Consider the following 15,650-nt stretch of genomic DNA (forward strand, 5'->3'; position numbering starts at 1 on the left):
GGCGCGGCCCGCGATAATCGGGCCCCATGAGTTTCACCACCCGCTGTCCGGCTTGCGGCACCGTGTTCCGCGTGGTGGCCGATCAACTCAAGATTTCGGATGGCTGGGTGCGCTGCGGGCATTGCGCCGACGTGTTCGACGCCACCATCCACCTGGAGGCCTGGGCACCCGCCGCGGCGGCGCCGGTCGCTGTGCCGCCGCCCGTGCCGGGACCCGTGAGCGCTGCGCCGCCGCCCACGGCTGAGCCAGCGCCGGTGCCGGCTGCACCCACGCCGGCGCCAGCGCCGGTCGACACGCCTTCGGTGCCCGACGATGACGACCCGAAGGCCTGGTTCGGCGATGGCCCGCTGGAGCCCGCCGCCACGGCGCAGTCGGTGCCGCCCGCCGCCGAGCCGCCCGCCACCGAGTCCCCCGTGGCCGCCCCGCCGAGCGCCGCACCGGCGCCCAGCCCGCGGGATGCGGGCGAGGACGACGACGGTGTCGAGCGGCGCGCACCCTCCGATTGGCCCGACTCCATCCAGCCCCCCGATGCGCTGGCGGTGCCCAGCGTGCTGCAGACGCTCGCCGTCGAATCGCGCGAGGAACCGGAGTCCGACTTCCACGCCGAGCTCGAGCGCTTCGCGCATTCGTCCCGGGCGCCCCTGGTGCCCGACGCCCCACCGGCCCATGGCGACAGCGATGCGTCGCCCGCCGCGCCAGCCCCTCCCGCGCCCGCCAGCGAGGCGCCGATGGACAGCCGCCCCCCAGCCGATGCCGACGCGCCCGACGCCGAGCCAGGCTTCGTGCGCCAGGCCCGCCGGCGCGCCTTCTGGTCGTCGCCTGGCGTGCGCGTGGTGCTGGTGCTGGTGGCGCTGCTGCTGGCCGCGCTGCTCGCGGGCCAATGGGCCATCCAGCAGCGCCACCGCCTGGTGGCGGCCCAGCCCGCGCTCAAACCATTGATCGTGCAGGCCTGCGGCTGGCTGGGCTGCGACCTGGCGCCGGTGCGCCGCATCGATGCCATCGTGATCGACAGCGCCGAACTGGTGCGCCGCCTGGGCAACTTCCACTCGTTCGACCTTGTGCTGCACAACCAGTCGCCGCTGGAGGTGGCGCTGCCCGCGCTCGAACTGACCTTGACCGACCCCAACGGGCTCGTCATCTCGCGCCGGGTCTTCCTGCCGCAGGACTGGCCTGTCGAGACCGCCGCCCTGCCGCCCGGTGGGCGCCTGTCGGTCAGCTTCCGCCTCTCGATTTCGCTCGGCGAGGGCGTGCCCACCGCGGGTTACCGCGCCCTGGTCTTCTATCCCTGAAACCCACCCTCCGACACCATGCCCATCCTCGTTTGCGGCTCGCTGGCCTTCGACACCATCATGACCTTCGAGGGCCGGTTCGCCGATCAGATCCTGCCCGACCAGCTGCACATCCTGAACGTGTCTTTCCTGGTGCCCGGCCTGCGGCGCGACTTCGGCGGTTGCGCGGGCAACATCGCCTACGGGCTGCGGCAACTGGGCGCCGAGGTGGCCCCGCTCGCCGCGCTCGGCAGCGATGGCGCCGACTACCTCGCGCGCATGCGCGAACTCGGCGTGGACACCGCCCACGTGAGCACGGTGGCCGACGCATACACGGCGCAGGCCATGATCATGACCGACCGCGACAACAACCAGATCACGGCGTTCCACCCGGGCGCGATGTCCTTCGCGCACGACACGCCCGTGCCCGCTCGCCAGGATCTGGCGCTGGGCATCATCGCGCCCGACGGCCGCGAGGCCATGCTCTCCCACGCCGCGCAGCTCAAGGCCGCGGGCGTGCCCTTCGTGTTCGATCCGGGCCAGGGCCTGCCCATGTTCAATGGCGAGGAGCTGCTGCGCTTCATCGACCAGGCGAGCTGGGTGGCGGTGAACGACTATGAAGGCCGCATGCTCTGCGACCGCACGGGCCTGTCGTTGGCGGACATCTCCCGGCGCGTGCGTGGTCTGGTGGTCACGCTCGCCGACCAGGGCTGCGATGTGTGGGAAGGCGGTGTGGCCACGCGCGTGCCGGGTGTGAAGGCCGAGGCCGTGATCGACCCCACGGGCTGCGGCGACGCCTTCCGCGCGGCCCTGCTGCACGGCCTTTCGCAGGGCTGGCCGCTGGCGCGCTGCGCCGAACTGGGCAACCGCCTGGGGGCGCTCAAGATCGCGGTGCGTGGTCCGCAGAACTACACGGTGGACGCCGCGCTCAAGGCCTGAACGCGGACCGGCAATGAAAAAAGCCCGGTGCTTTCGCACCGGGCTTTCAGATCAACTCAAGGCTGTCTCAGGGCTTGCTGGACGTCGGGAACGGCCAGGCGGCTTGAGGGTTGAGCTTGGTCTGAGCGGCGGGAGCGGCCGCGGGAGCAGGGGCAGCCGGCTTCTTGGCCGGCTCAGCTTTTTTTGCGGGGGCCGCCTTCTTCGCAGGGGCAGCCTTTTTCGCAGGAGCCTTCTTGGCCGCCGCCTTCTTCGCGGGCGCCTTCTTCGCAGCGGCTTTCTTCGCCGGCGCTTTCTTGGCAACGGCTTTCTTCGCCGGAGCCTTCTTCGCCGCGACTTTCTTCGCCGGGGCTTTCTTGGCGGCGACTTTCTTCTTCGCCGGAGCCTTCTTCGCCGCGACTTTCTTCGCCGGGGCTTTCTTGGCAGCGACTTTCTTCTTCGCCGGGGCCTTCTTCGCCGCGACTTTCTTCGCCGGAGCCTTCTTCGCCACGACTTTCTTCGCCGGGGCTTTCTTGGCGGCGACTTTCTTCTTCGCCGGCGCCTTCTTCGCCGCAGCCTTCTTGGCCGGGGCCTTCTTCGCAGTTGCCATTGCTTTCTCCTTGATCAAGTTGCAAAGAGCACTTCAGCCGGTCGGATGGCCGGTGAAGCGATTCAACGTACTGCGGTCAGGTGGATGCATCCACAACAGACCCCAGGGCGCTGAATCCGGGGGTCAGGCCAGCGCGGGCGTCTGCGCGCCCTGCGGCTGTCCTGATGATTCAATTCGTGTTCTTGTTTTCTGGCAATGCGCGAAGCGTCCGGCCGGGACATCAGTCCCAGGACAACGCTCCGCCCGATTGGTACTCGATCACCCGCGTTTCGAAGAAGTTGCGTTCCTTCTTGAGATCGATCATTTCGCTCATCCAGGGGAACGGGTTCTCTTCGTTCGGGAACAGGGGCTCCAGGCCGATCTGCGTGGCGCGCCGGTTGGCGATGTAGCGCAGATAGCCCTTGAACATGGAGGCATTGAGGCCCAGCACGCCGCGCGGCATGGTGTCCTCGGCGTAGCGGTATTCGAGCTCGACAGCCTTGAGGAACAGCTCCTTGACCTCGGCCTTGAATTCGGCCGTCCAGAGCAGCGGGTTCTCCATCTTGATCGCGTTGATCAGGTCGATGCCGAAATTGCAGTGCATCGACTCGTCGCGCAGGATGTACTGGTACTGCTCGGCGGCGCCGGTCATCTTGTTCTGCCGGCCCAGCGCCAGGATCTGGGTGAAGCCGACGTAGAAGAACATGCCTTCCATGAGGCAGGCGAAGACGATCAGGCTCTTGAGCAGCGTCTGGTCGTTCTCGGGCGTGCCCGTGTGGAAGTTCGGGTCCATGATCGCCTCGATGAAGGGGATCAGGAACTCGTCCTTGTCGCGGATCGACTGCACCTCGTTGTAGGCGTTGAAGATCTCGGCCTCGTCCAGGCCCAGCGATTCCACGATGTACTGGTAGGCGTGCGTGTGGATCGCTTCCTCGAAGGCCTGGCGCAGCAGGAACTGGCGGCACTCGGGCGCCGTGATGTGGCGGTAGGTGCCCAGCACGATGTTGTTGGCGGCCAGCGAGTCGGCGGTGACGAAGAAGCCCAGGTTGCGCTTGACGATGCGGCGCTCGTCCTCGGTGAGGCCGTTGGGGTCCTTCCAGAGCGCGATGTCGCGGCTCATGTTCACTTCCTGCGGCATCCAGTGGTTGGCGCAGGTGGCCAGGTACTTCTCCCAGGCCCACTTGTATTTGAAGGGAACGAGCTGGTTGACGTCGGTCTGGCCGTTGATGATGCGCTTGTCGGCCACGTTGATGCGGCGCTGCGGCGCGGCCTGCTTGGCGCGCTGGGCTTCTGGCGACGGGGACTGCGCGGCGGCCGCGGCGAAGGCGGCAGCGCTGGCGACGGAAGTAGGTGCCTCACCGAAGGATGAGACTTGCAAGCCCGGCTGGCCGGAAGGGCGGGGGCTGTGCGTCGACGTCGAAGATGGCGTTGTGGGTTCTTCCCAGGTCAACATAAGGATCGGTCCGATTCAGCGAATTATCAAAGTGTCTGTGCGAATTGCAAAGCAATCAGGCCGCGCGCTCACGAATTCTGTTGCGGTGTTGCATCGAATGATTCGACGTTTCGCACCGCCTCGGGCTTCGATTGCGCGCAATCCGAATCACTGACAGGCCTCGCAACCCGGGTCGTCGATGGCGCAGAACTTCACATCGGTGGCGGGTTCGCTCGCGGCTTCGGCGGCGCTGGCGCTCGCGGCCATCGGCGCGCTCGGCGTCACCGACACGGCATTGAGCTGGCCCGTGCGACCGGTGGATTTCTCCACCTGCGTGGCCGAGGTCGTGCGCAGGTAATAGGTGGTCTTGAGGCCGCGCAGCCAGGCGAGCTTGTAGGTTTCGTCGAGCTTCTTGCCCGAGGCGCCGGCCATGTAGATGTTCAGGCTTTGCGCCTGGTCGATCCACTTCTGGCGGCGCGCCGCGGCCTCCACCAGCCACACCGGCTCGACCTCGAAGGCGGTGGCGTACAGGGCCTTGACGTCCTGCGGCACGCGGTCGATGGGACGCAGCGAACCGTCGAAGTGCTTGAGGTCCATGACCATCACGTCGTCCCACAGGCCCAGGCGCTTGAGGTCCTTGACGAGGTAGCCGTTGATGACGGTGAACTCGCCGGACAGGTTGGACTTGACCGAGAGGTTGCCGAAGCAGGGCTCGATGGAGGCGTCCACGCCGATGATGTTGGAGATGGTGGCGGTGGGGGCGATGGCCACGCAGTTGGAGTTGCGCATGCCGTCGCGGGCGATCTTCTGGCGCAGCGCGTCCCAGTCGAGGCTGCTGGAGCGGTCGACGTCGACGTAGCCGCCGCGCTCGCGGGCCAGCAGGTCCAGGGTGTCGGGCGGCAGGATGCCCTTGTCCCACAGCGAGCCCTTGAAGCTGCTGTAGCGGCCGCGCTCGCGGGACAGTTCGGTGGAAGCCCAATAGGCGTAGTAGCAGACGGCTTCCATGGAGCGGTCGGCGAATTCCACCGCCTCGTTCGAGGCGTAGGGGATGCGCAGCTCGTACAGCGCGTCCTGGAAGCCCATGACGCCCAGGCCCACCGGGCGGTGGCGCAGGTTGGAGTCGCGCGCCTTCTTGACCGCGTAGTAGTTGATGTCGATCACGTTGTCGAGCATGCGCATGGCCGTGGCGATGGTCTTGCGCAGCTTGTCGTGGTCGATCGCGCCGTCCTTCAGGTGGCGCAGCAGGTTGACCGAGCCGAGGTTGCACACGGCGGTCTCGGTGTCGCTGGTGTTGAGCGTGATCTCGGTGCAGAGGTTGGAGCTGTGCACCACGCCGGCGTGCTGCTGCGGGCTGCGCACGTTGCAGGCGTCCTTGAAGGTGATCCAGGGGTGGCCGGTCTCGAACAGCATCGACAGCATCTTGCGCCACAGGTCGGTGGCGGGCACCTTCTTGTAAGGCTTGATCTCGCCGCGCGCGGCCTTTTCCTCGTAGGCCACATAGGCCTTTTCGAAGTCGGTGCCGAACTTGTCGTGCAGGTCGGGGGTGTTGGAGGGGGAGAACAGGCTCCACTCGCCCTTTTCCAGCACGCGCTTCATGAACAGGTCCGGAATCCAGTTCGCGGTGTTCATGTCGTGGGTGCGGCGGCGGTCGTCGCCGGTGTTCTTGCGCAGCTCCAGGAACTCCTCGATGTCGAGGTGCCAGGTCTCGAGGTAGGTGCAGACCGCGCCCTTGCGCTTGCCGCCCTGGTTCACGGCCACGGCGGTGTCGTTGACGACTTTCAGGAAGGGCACGACGCCCTGCGATTCGCCGTTGGTGCCCTTGATGTGGCTGCCCAGGGCGCGCACGCGGGTCCAGTCGTTGCCCAGGCCGCCGGCGAACTTGGACAGCAGGGCGTTTTCCTTGATGGACTCATAGATGCCGTCGAGGTCGTCGGGCACCGTGGTGAGGTAGCAGCTGGACAGCTGCGAGCGCAGCGTGCCGCTGTTGAACAGCGTGGGCGTGCTGCTCATGAAGTCGAAGGTCGAGAGGATCTCGTAGAACTCGATGGCGCGGGCTTCGCGGTCGATCTCGTTGAGCGACAGGCCCATGGCCACGCGCATGAAGAAGGCCTGCGGCAGCTCGATGCGCGTCTTGCGCACGTGCAGGAAGTAGCGGTCGTACAGGGTCTGCAGGCCGAGGTAGTCGAACTGCAGGTCGCGCTCGGGCTTGAGCGCGGCGCCCAGGCGGGCGAGGTCGAAGTTCAGCAGGTCCGGGTTGAGCAGCTCGGCGTTGACGCCGCGCTGGATGAACTCGGGGAAGTAGTCGGCGTAGCGCTGGGCCATCTGCGCCTGCGGCACTTCCTGGCCCAGGATCTCCTTGACGATGGTGTGCAGCAGCAGGCGCGCGGTGGCGTAGGTGTAGTCGGGGTCTTTTTCGATCAGTGTGCGCGCGGCCAGGATGGCGGCCTTGTAGACCTCGTCCATGGGCACGCCGTCGTACAGGTTGCGCTTGGTCTCGGCGACGATGGGATCGGCCTTGACGTCGGCACCCAGACCGACGCAGGCGTCGGTGATCAGGCGCGTGAGGGCGTCGATGTCCAGCGGCACGCGCTGGCCGCCGTCGAGTACGTGCAGCTGAGGCTCGGCGGCGCGCGCGGTGGCGGCCTGGGTGGCGCGCTCGGCGGCGCGGCGCTCGCGGTAGAGCACGTAGGCGCGCGCGACTTCATGGTGGCCGCTGCGCATCAGGCCGAGTTCGGCCTGGTCCTGCACGTCCTCGATGTGGAAGGTGCCGCCGCCCGGACGCGAACGCATGAGGGCGCGCACCACGACCTGCGTCAGCTGGTCCACCGTTTCGCGCACGCTGGCCGAGGCCGCGCCCTGCGTGCCGTGCACGGCCAGGAAGGCCTTCATCATGGCCACGGCGATCTTGCTGGGCTCGAAGGGCACCACGGCGCCATTGCGCCGGATGATCTGGTACTGGGCGTAGGCGGACACGGAGGCCATGGCGGGGGAGGGCGAGACGCCGGGCGCGGATGTCGGGACGTTGGCGGCGGGGGACTGGGGGGTGGCTGCGCTCAGCATGGTTCCTCTCGATTCAGGATTTGTTCTCGGTGATCGGGTCGATCCGCCCCTGGTGCCTGGCGCCGGGTGGGCTCGCGGCGGCGCGGTTTTCAGGGTTGGGGGGTATCCGGGGGCACACTATATCTGGTGTGTAGGGGGGCAACAAGGCACTACCGATAGTGTTTGTGAATCCATCGCGGCCGATGGATGCCCTCAGGGAAACAGCCGCCGCGCGAGGGCGCGCGCGCAGCATTGGCGGCGCCTGCGTTTCACTCGAAAAGCGCAGTGTTCATGCGGGGTGCAAGGCGATTCGGTGCCGCAGGCCGCGTGCCGTCTCTGGTGTCCGATGGCGCGCTTGGGGTGGCGCGCGAAACACCCCGATACCCTCAGCCTGTGGCCTCGGGAAAACACGAGGGGTTCCACCCGACGAGCTGTCGCAACCGGGGCCAGTCGAAACCCGGCCCGGGGTCGTGTTTGCGGCCCGGCGCGATGTGCTCGTGCCCGGCCACGTGCGCGATCGGGTGGCGTGCGCGCAGCGCGCGGCACAGCCGCGCCAGCGCCGCGTACTGCGCGGCCTCGAAGGCCTCGCCCTCCAGGCCTTCGAGCTCGATGCCAACGGAGAAGTCGTTGCAGTTGTCGCGGCCCCGCCAGTGCGAGGCGCCGGCGTGCCAGGCGCGGCGCGCGGTGGAGACGAACTGGAGCACCCGACCGTCGCGGCGCACGAAGAAATGCGCCGAGACCTCGATGCCGCGGATGGCCTGGAAGTAGGCGTGCGCGTCCCAGTCGAGCCGGTTGGTGAACAGGCGCTCGACCTCGTCGCCCCCGTACACGCCGGGTGGCAGGCTGATGGAGTGCAGCACGATCAGGTCGACGGCCGTGCCGCGCGGCCGCGCGCCATGGTTGGGCGAATCGATCCGCCGAGCGCCGCGCCACCAGCCGCCGTGCCAGCGGGGCTCAATCGGTGGCGTCGGTGTCGCCATGGCCGGTCGCGCCGGGCACCACGATGCCCAGGCGCTGGATGCGGTAGCGGATCTGCCGCAGGTTCAGGCCCAGCCTTGCCGCCGCCGCGGTGCGGTTGTAGCCGCATTCCTGCAGGGCCTTGAGCAGCACCTGGCGTTCCTGCTCGTCGAGGTAGCTCTGCAGATCGCTGGGCAGGGCGGGCTCGTCGGCGGAGGCGGCCGGCGGCGTCAAGGGCACGAAGCGGTAGGGTCCGCCAGCCGGCACCGGTGCGTCGGGCAGCGGGTCGGGCAGCGTGGCGGGCTCGGTGTCGCCGGTTTCGCCGAAATCGGCGGGTTGCAGCACGGGGCCGCTGGCCAGCGCGAGCGCGCGCTGCAGCAGGTTCTCGAGCTCGCGCACGTTGCCCGGCAGCTCGCGCGCCTGCAGCCAGGCCAGCGCGGCCGGCGAGAGTTCGGGCACGGCCTGGCCGGCTTCGGCGCACAGGCGCTCGAGCAGGGCCTGCGCGAGCAGGGGCAGGTCCTCGGGTCGGTCGCGCAGCGCGGGCGTGCGCAGGCCGATCACGTTCAGCCGGTAGTACAGGTCCTGGCGGAACTGGCCGGCCTGCACCAGCGCGGGCAGGTCGCGGTGGGTGGCGCTGACCAGGCGCACGTCGACCACGTCCTCCTGTACCGCGCCGAGCGATCGCACCCGGCGTTCCTGGATGGCGCGCAGCAGCTTGGCCTGCATGGACAGGGGCAGGTCGCCGATCTCGTCGAGGAACAGGGTGCCGCCGTGCGCGGCCTGGAAATAGCCTTCGCGATCGGCGCTGGCGCCGGTGTAGGCGCCCTTGCGGGCGCCGAAGAACTCGGCCTCGATGAGGTTTTCGGGGATGGCGCCGCAGTTCACCGCCACGAAGGGGCCGCTGGCGCGGTGGCTGCATTCGTGCACGGCGCGCGCCACGAGCTCCTTGCCGGTGCCCGACTCGCCCAGGATGAGCACCGGCGCCATGCTGGTGGCGACCTTCTCGATGCGCGCCTTGGTCTGCACGATGCTGGGTGCCTGGCCCACCAGGCGCGCGAGCGCGCGCACCCCGCTGGGCGGCGGCGGCGCGCTGCGCGTGGGCTCGTTGCTGGTGGCCGGGCGCTCGCTGGCGGCGGCCAGAGGCGCGCGCTGACTGCGCAGGGCCGAGCCGACGGCGCTGCGCAACTGGCGCAGGTCGACCGGCTTGGTGAGGTAGTCGAAGGCGCCGGCCTTGAGCGACTCGACCGCGTTCTCGGCCGAACCGAAGGCGGTGATGACGATGCACTTCTCGGTCCGCGGGCTGTCGGCGATGTCGCGCAGCAGCGTCAGGCCCAGGCCGTCGGGCAACTGCATGTCGGTGATCAGCACGTCGTAGCGCTGCTGGGCCAGGCACTCGCGCGCCTGCGCCAGGTCGGCGGCGGTGGTGACGGCGTGGCCTTCGCGCAGCAGCGTCAGCTCGTAGAGCGTGCGCAGGTCGGGCTCGTCATCGACGACCAGGATGGAGGCGCTCGCGGCGACGGACATGCGCGGCGGCGGGATCAGCTGGCGGCCAGGGGCGGGTGGCCCGAGCGCAGCGGATCGACGATGGTGTGCTCATGGTCCTGAGCGGCTTGCGAGGGATAGGACAGGCTCTGCTGGTGCCCGCCGTCGCGCGCGGGCGGCGCAACCAGGGCCGCGCCGCGCACCGCCGGCATGAGCACATAGAACTCATTGCCCTCGCGCTGGTCGAGGCGGGCGCGCTGGTAGGCGATCTGGGCGCCGTAGCGTTCGCAGAGCTCGCGGCAGATGTACAGGCCCAGACCGCTGGAGCGGCTCTCGGACGAGAAGAAGGGCTCGAACAGGTGTTTGAGCACCGTGGCCTCCAGCGGGCCGCCATCGCTCCAGATGGACAGGCGCAGGTGCTCGCCGCCGCTGGGCTGGGTGATGATCCGGATGGAGGCCGGCTTGCCGCTGGCATGGCGCCGCGCATTGTCGAGCAGGTTCACGAGCAGGCGGCGCAGGTGCTCGGGGTCGAAGGACACCAGCCCCTGCGAGGCGTGCAGGTGCACACCCAGGGTCTGCGTCACGCTGTTCTGGCGCATCCACTCGGCGGTCACCTGGCGCACCATCGAATCGAGCGGCAGGGGCGGTACGTGGCCGTCGGTGCGGCTGGGCTGGGGGCGCGCGACGTTGAGGATGTCGTCGACGATGCGCGAAAGCCGCTGCGCGTTCTGCTCGATCATCGTCGTGAGGCGCTTGTGCGCGGGGTCGCGCACCTCTTCGTCGAGCAGGGCGTTGGCCTGGGTAATGGCCGACAGCGGGTTGCGGATCTCGTGCGCCACGGCGGCGGACATGCGGCCCATGGAGGCGAGCTTTTCGGTGCGCACGCGCGCCTCGACCTCGCGCAGGTCTTCCAGGAACAGCACGCACAGCGAACCGCGCTCGCCCACGGCGGGCGTGAGCTTGGTGCGCGCGTGCAGGCGCTGGCTGGGGCGCTCGCCGTGTTCGATGGTGGTCTCGGTCTCCAGCGCGGCGTCGACGGCGAAGCTCTCCTCCACCAGGGCCGCCAGGTGCGACCAGCTTGGCCGCGCCGACAGCAGCAGCCGCGCGCCCTCGGGGTAGTTGTCGCCCATGAGCATGCCGCGCGCGGCGGGATTGGCGTTGCGCACCACGCCGTGCGCGTCCACCACCAGCACGCCCACGCCCAGGCTTTCGATGACCACCTCGTTGACAGCGGCCTGCGCACGCGCGGCGGCCTGGCTGCTGGCCGAAACCGCTTCTTCGCGCGCCAGGCGGCTGGCCAGCTGGTGGGCCAGCACGGCCACCAGGAAGAAGCCGGTGCCCGCCAGCCCGGCCTGCAGGAAGCGCGCGGTGTCGAGCTGGCCCAGGCCGGTCCCGTGCAGCCAGGCGTCGGCCAGCAGCAGCAGGGTGGCGCCGGCCGCCGTGCCCAGCCCCAGCACCATGGGGCCCAGGATGGCCGCCGTGAGCACGGGCAGCGCGAACAGCGGGGTGAAGTTGATGCTGCTGCCGGACTGGAAGTACTGCAGCGCGGCCACCACCGCCACGTCCACCCCGACGGTGATGAGCCACTGCACCGTGGGCGCGCGGCCGTGTTCGGCCGGCGTCCACATCAGCATCACGGCCACGGTGACCAGCAGGTACGTGGAGGTCAGGGCCGTCGGCCAGACCGTGGCGTTGCCGTCGGCGGTCAGCAGCAGGAACAGCTGCAGGGCGAGCAGGACCAGCGCCACGAACACGCGCGCCCGCATGAAGGCGCGCCACAGGCGCTCGAAGGCCCGGGCGCGCTGCAGGGCCGGGCTTTCGTGGGCCGAGTACCAGGACGGGGCGAAAGTGGAACTGTCGTCGCGTGGCATGCGGGGTCCTCAGGCCGGCGGGCCCTCGATGCGCTGCCGGTGCTCGGCGCTGCAGTAGCTGCCCTGGCGGCCGGTGACGGCCTCGTTCTGCGGCAGGTGGGTGCCGCAGGCGCGGCAGGCCACCATGGCGATCGGCTGGCCCGTTGCGCGCGCGGGGCGCGGCGGCGCGGCGGCCTCGCGCTCCTGGCGCTCGGCGCGGCGGTTGTTGCGCCAGACGTGGAACGCCACGACGACGACGGCGAGCACGAGCAGGTATTTCATCGGTGGGGCCTCATGGGCGAAGCAGCAGCACCTCGAGCACGAAGCGCGAGCCCACGTAGGCCAGCAGCAGGAAGCCCGCGCCCACGTAGAGGGTGCGCACGGCGGTGCGGCCGCGCCAGCCCAGCCGCCAGCGGCCCCACAGCAGCACACCCATGGTGGCCCAGGCGAGCAGGGAAAACACGGTCTTGTGGTTCCACACCATGCGCTGGTTGAGGAGTTCGGAGAAGTGCCAGCCGGCCAGCAGCGTGAGGCTGAGCAGCAGGAAGCCGGCGGCCACGAAGCGGAAGGTGAGGCGCTCCAGCGTGAGCAGCGGCATGGTGGTGTCGCTGGTGACGCCGCTGCGCATGGCGCGCTCGGCGCGCTGCATCAGCCAGGCGTGCACCACGGCGGCGGCGATGAGCCCGTAAGCCGCGATGCCCAGAGCCCAGTGCAGCGGCATCCACACGGAGGGCAGGGTGGGGTGCTCGGCGCCGGGGAAGATCATCACCAGCAGCATGACCGCCGCCCCCATCAGCGCCAGCGCCCAGCGCGCCCGCAGTTGCGGGTACAGGCGGCTTTCGACCAGGTAGACGGTGAGCACCAGCCACAGCGTGACCGACAGCGCGGGCGCGAAGCCGAAGCGCACCGGCTCGCTGAGCAGGCCGGCCAGCAGCGCGAGCAGGTGCAGGCCCCAGGTGATGGCGAGCAGGGCGCGCGCCTGCAGGCTGCCCAGCCGGGGGTGCGCCCAGGCCACCAGCGCGTACGCCAGCGCGGCCAGCGTGGACAGCACGGCGGCCGGCAGGTTGGAAGCCAGTTGGGGGAACAGGTTCATGGCCACGGGCCAACACGGGGGGTGCCGAAGGCTAAAATCAACTGCACATCTTAACGGCGCCACCCGGGCCCCTCCCTTGCCCGGCCACCCGTTCGACGGGTCCACCGTGGCGCTCCGTCGGCGCCCTCCACACCCTCCCACCGCAGCCATGGCCTCAGCCCTGTCCGACCGCCTGTCACGCATCGTCAAGGAAATGCGTGGCCAGGCCCGCATCACCGAGAGCAACGTGAGCGACATGCTGCGCGAGGTGCGCATGGCCCTGCTCGAGGCCGACGTGGCCCTGCCGGTGGTGCGCGACTTCATCGCGCGCGTGAAGGACAAGGCGCTCGGCCAGGACGTGGTGGGTTCGCTCACCCCCGGCCAGGCCCTGGTGGGCATCGTCAACCGCGAGCTGGCCGCCACCATGGGCGAGGGCGTGGCCGACATCAACCTGGCCGCGCAGCCGCCCGCCGTCATTCTGATGGCCGGCCTGCAGGGCGCGGGCAAGACCACCACCACGGCCAAGCTGGCGCGTCACCTGATCGAGAAGCGCAAAAAGAAGGTGCTCACCGTGTCGGGCGACGTCTACCGGCCGGCCGCCATCGAGCAGCTCAAGACCGTGACGGCCCAGGCCGGCGCCGAGTGGTTCCCGAGCACGCCCGACCAGAAACCCGCCGACATCGCGCGCGCCGCGCTCGACCACGCGCGGCGCCACCACTTCGACGTGCTGCTGGTCGACACGGCCGGCCGGCTGGCCATCGACGAGGCGCTGATGCGCGAGATCCGCGAGCTGCACGCGGTGCTGAACCCGGTGGAGACCCTGTTCGTGGTGGATGCCATGCAGGGCCAGGACGCGGTCAACACCGCCAAGGCCTTCAAGGAAGCCCTGCCGCTCACCGGCATCGTGCTCACCAAGCTTGACGGCGACTCGCGCGGCGGCGCGGCCCTGTCGGTGCGCGCCATCACGGGCGCGCCGATCAAGTTCGCGGGCGTGTCGGAAAAGATCGACGGCCTGGAGGTGTTCGACGCCGACCGCCACGCGCAGCGCGTGCTGGGCATGGGCGACATCCTGGCCCTGGTCGAGCAGGTCACGGCCGGCGTGGACATGGCCTCGGCCCAGAAGCTGGCGGCCAAGGTCAAGAGCGGCGAGGGCTTCGACCTCGACGACTTCCTGGGCCAGCTGCGCCAGATGAAGCAGATGGGCGGCCTGTCCAACCTGATCGACAAGCTGCCCGCGCAGATGGCGGCCAAGGCCGGCACCGCCGACCTCTCGCGCGCCGAGAAGGACATCCGCCGCAAGGAGGGGATCATCTGCAGCATGACCCCCGCCGAGCGCCGCAAGCCCGAGATCATCAAGGCCACGCGCAAGCGCCGCATCGCCGCCGGGGCGGGCGTGCATGTGCAGGAGGTCAACCGCCTGCTCAAGGAGTTCGAGCAGATGCAGGGCATGATGAAGAAGATGAAGGGCGGCGGCCTCATGAAGATGATGAAGCGCATGGGCGGCATGAAAGGCATGCCCAAGCTGCCCGGCATGGGCTGAGTGGCGCCGCCACCCGGCCTGGCCTGTCGGCGCACGGGGTTCCATGGAGGGACTTCGCATCGAGACCATCGGCACGGTGCTGGCGCTGCTGTGTGCGCTCTGGCTGCGCCCCTGGCGGCTGCTGAAGGGCCCCTTGCTCACCCCGGCGCTGGCGGCGCTGGTCCTGCTGCCGCTGCTCTGGCTCACGCCGCAGTTCATGCCCGCGGGCCTACGGGTGCAGTTGTCCGGGGCCAGCCTGCTCGTGCTGGTGCTGGGCTGGCCGCTCGCGGTGCCGCTGCTGGCCGTGGTGGCGCTGCTGGTGTGGGGGCTGGGCACCGAAGGGCCGCAGCTGGCGCTGATCCAGCTCTGGTGGCTGGGGGTGGTGCCCGCCACCCTGGCGCTGGTGCTGGGCGCGGCCCTGCGCCGCTGGCTGCCGGCGAACCCGTTCGTCTACACGCTCGGGCGTGGCTTCCTGGGCACGGCGGTGTCGGTGTTCGTCGCCGGCGCCCTGATGCGCTGGTTTCAACCCCTGGGCCACGACGGGTCGCTGGTGGCCGTCTGGCTCATGGCCTGGGGCGATGCCTTCCTGACCGGCATGGTGTGCGCGGTGTTCGCGGCCTTCGTGCCGCAGTGGCTGGCCACCTGGTCGGACGCGCGCTACCTGCGCCCGCCCGGCGCGGACCGGTAGCCCCGCCGGGCCGCTGGCGCCTGGGCGCGGCGCTGGCCAGGCCCTACACTCGACGGCCGCGCCGATACCCCCCGGCGATCCGCCTCTTTCACGCCGACCGACCCTGCCATGCCACGCGACGTCCACGTCATCACCCACCCGCTGGTGCAGCACAAGCTCACGCTGATGCGCCGCAAGGACACCAGCACCAAGAGCTTTCGTGAGCTCGTGCACGAGCTCAGCGCGCTGCTGGCCTACGAGCTCACGCGCGACATGCCCATGCAGGAAATCGACATCGAAACCCCGCTGGAGCCCATGAAGTCGCGCGTGATCGACGGCAAGAAGATCGTGCTGGCCTCCATCCTGCGCGCGGGCAACGGCTTCCTAGACGGCATGCTGCAGGTGATCCCGGGCGCGCGCGTGGGCCACATCGGCCTCTACCGCGACCCGGCCACGCTGCAGGCCGTGGAGTACTACTTCAAGATGCCGCAGGACATGCACGAGCGCGACGTGATCGTGCTCGACCCCATGCTGGCCACGGGCAACTCGGCCGTGGCCGCGGTGGACCGGCTCAAGAAGACGCACCCGCGCTCCATCCGCTTCGTCTGCCTGGTCACCTGTCCCGAAGGCCTCCAGACCTTCCACGACGCCCACCCCGACGTGCCGGTCTACACGCCCGCGATCGATCGCGGCCTGAACGACCATGGCTACATCGTGCCGGGCCTGGGCGACGCTGGCGACCGCATCTTCGGCACGAAGTAGGCCCCCCTGCGGCGCTGCGCGCCTCCCCCCGAGGGGGCGATGCCGACGGACCGGCGGAGCCGGATCCGTGGCATCCCCGGTTTCGGGGCTGGCCTGCC

General features: G+C 69.7%; 13 protein-coding genes. 5 read left to right on the forward strand and 8 right to left on the reverse strand.

Going from position 1 to position 15,650, the window contains the following annotated elements:
- Positions 1–26: 26 nt before the first annotated feature.
- Both SOM08_RS04950 and SOM08_RS04955 read left to right on the forward strand, forming a co-directional pair.
- Entirely contained in the window at positions 27–1,289 is a 1,263-nt protein-coding gene (locus SOM08_RS04950) for a DUF3426 domain-containing protein (protein ID WP_322470152.1), read from the forward strand.
- An 18-nt stretch (positions 1,290–1,307) separates the two neighbouring features.
- Complete coding sequence (locus SOM08_RS04955; RefSeq protein ID WP_116958288.1) at positions 1,308–2,207, forward strand: carbohydrate kinase family protein; 900 nt, start codon at positions 1,308–1,310, stop codon at positions 2,205–2,207.
- A gap of 67 nt (positions 2,208–2,274) precedes the next feature.
- On the opposite strand, the gene SOM08_RS04960 is transcribed toward SOM08_RS04955, so the two are convergent.
- The 8 genes from SOM08_RS04960 to SOM08_RS04995 form a co-directional block, all read right to left on the reverse strand.
- On the reverse strand, positions 2,275–2,793 hold the full coding sequence (locus SOM08_RS04960; RefSeq protein WP_083293152.1) for a histone H1-like DNA-binding protein: 519 nt from the start codon (positions 2,791–2,793) through the stop codon (positions 2,275–2,277).
- 220 nt (positions 2,794–3,013) lie between these two features.
- Positions 3,014–4,225 carry a ribonucleotide-diphosphate reductase subunit beta gene (locus tag SOM08_RS04965; RefSeq protein WP_116958287.1) on the reverse strand — a complete coding sequence of 404 codons (1,212 nt, stop codon included), beginning with the start codon at positions 4,223–4,225 and terminating at the stop codon, positions 3,014–3,016.
- 147 nt (positions 4,226–4,372) lie between these two features.
- Positions 4,373–7,186, reverse strand: coding sequence for a ribonucleoside-diphosphate reductase subunit alpha (locus SOM08_RS04970; protein ID WP_416186996.1), 2,814 nt, complete (start codon positions 7,184–7,186; stop codon positions 4,373–4,375).
- 443 nt (positions 7,187–7,629) lie between these two features.
- Positions 7,630–8,223 (reverse strand): 1,6-anhydro-N-acetylmuramyl-L-alanine amidase AmpD, encoded by a 594-nt coding sequence (gene ampD / locus SOM08_RS04975; protein ID WP_322470153.1) that lies wholly within the window; start codon positions 8,221–8,223, stop codon positions 7,630–7,632.
- Positions 8,198–9,724 (reverse strand): sigma-54-dependent transcriptional regulator, encoded by a 1,527-nt coding sequence (locus SOM08_RS04980; protein ID WP_116958284.1) that lies wholly within the window; start codon positions 9,722–9,724, stop codon positions 8,198–8,200. The genes ampD and SOM08_RS04980 overlap by 26 nt, the downstream gene beginning before the upstream one ends.
- A 14-nt stretch (positions 9,725–9,738) precedes the next feature.
- Positions 9,739–11,553: a sensor histidine kinase gene (locus SOM08_RS04985; protein ID WP_116958283.1), complete on the reverse strand. Its 1,815-nt coding sequence runs from the start codon at positions 11,551–11,553 to the stop codon at positions 9,739–9,741.
- Between the two features lie 9 nt (positions 11,554–11,562).
- On the reverse strand, positions 11,563–11,814 hold the full coding sequence (locus SOM08_RS04990) for a PP0621 family protein (protein ID WP_116958282.1): 252 nt from the start codon (positions 11,812–11,814) through the stop codon (positions 11,563–11,565).
- A gap of 10 nt (positions 11,815–11,824) precedes the next feature.
- Positions 11,825–12,625, reverse strand: coding sequence for a cytochrome C assembly family protein (locus SOM08_RS04995; RefSeq protein WP_116958281.1), 801 nt, complete (start codon positions 12,623–12,625; stop codon positions 11,825–11,827).
- Positions 12,626–12,773: 148 nt separating this feature from the next.
- Here SOM08_RS04995 and ffh point away from each other — a divergent pair, with 148 nt between their 5' ends.
- From ffh to upp, 3 genes are all read left to right on the forward strand, one after another.
- Positions 12,774–14,144 (forward strand): signal recognition particle protein, encoded by a 1,371-nt coding sequence (ffh, locus tag SOM08_RS05000; RefSeq protein WP_116958280.1) that lies wholly within the window; start codon positions 12,774–12,776, stop codon positions 14,142–14,144.
- Between the two features lie 43 nt (positions 14,145–14,187).
- Positions 14,188–14,811, forward strand: coding sequence for a hypothetical protein (locus SOM08_RS05005; protein ID WP_116958279.1), 624 nt, complete (start codon positions 14,188–14,190; stop codon positions 14,809–14,811).
- A gap of 108 nt (positions 14,812–14,919) precedes the next feature.
- Positions 14,920–15,552, forward strand: a complete 633-nt coding sequence (gene upp / locus SOM08_RS05010) for a uracil phosphoribosyltransferase (RefSeq protein WP_116958278.1) — start codon at positions 14,920–14,922, stop codon at positions 15,550–15,552.
- Positions 15,553–15,650 lie beyond the last annotated feature (98 nt).

Origin of the sequence: Hydrogenophaga sp. SNF1 (assembly GCF_034421675.1) — a bacterium.
Taxonomy (GTDB): domain Bacteria; phylum Pseudomonadota; class Gammaproteobacteria; order Burkholderiales; family Burkholderiaceae_C; genus Hydrogenophaga; species Hydrogenophaga borbori.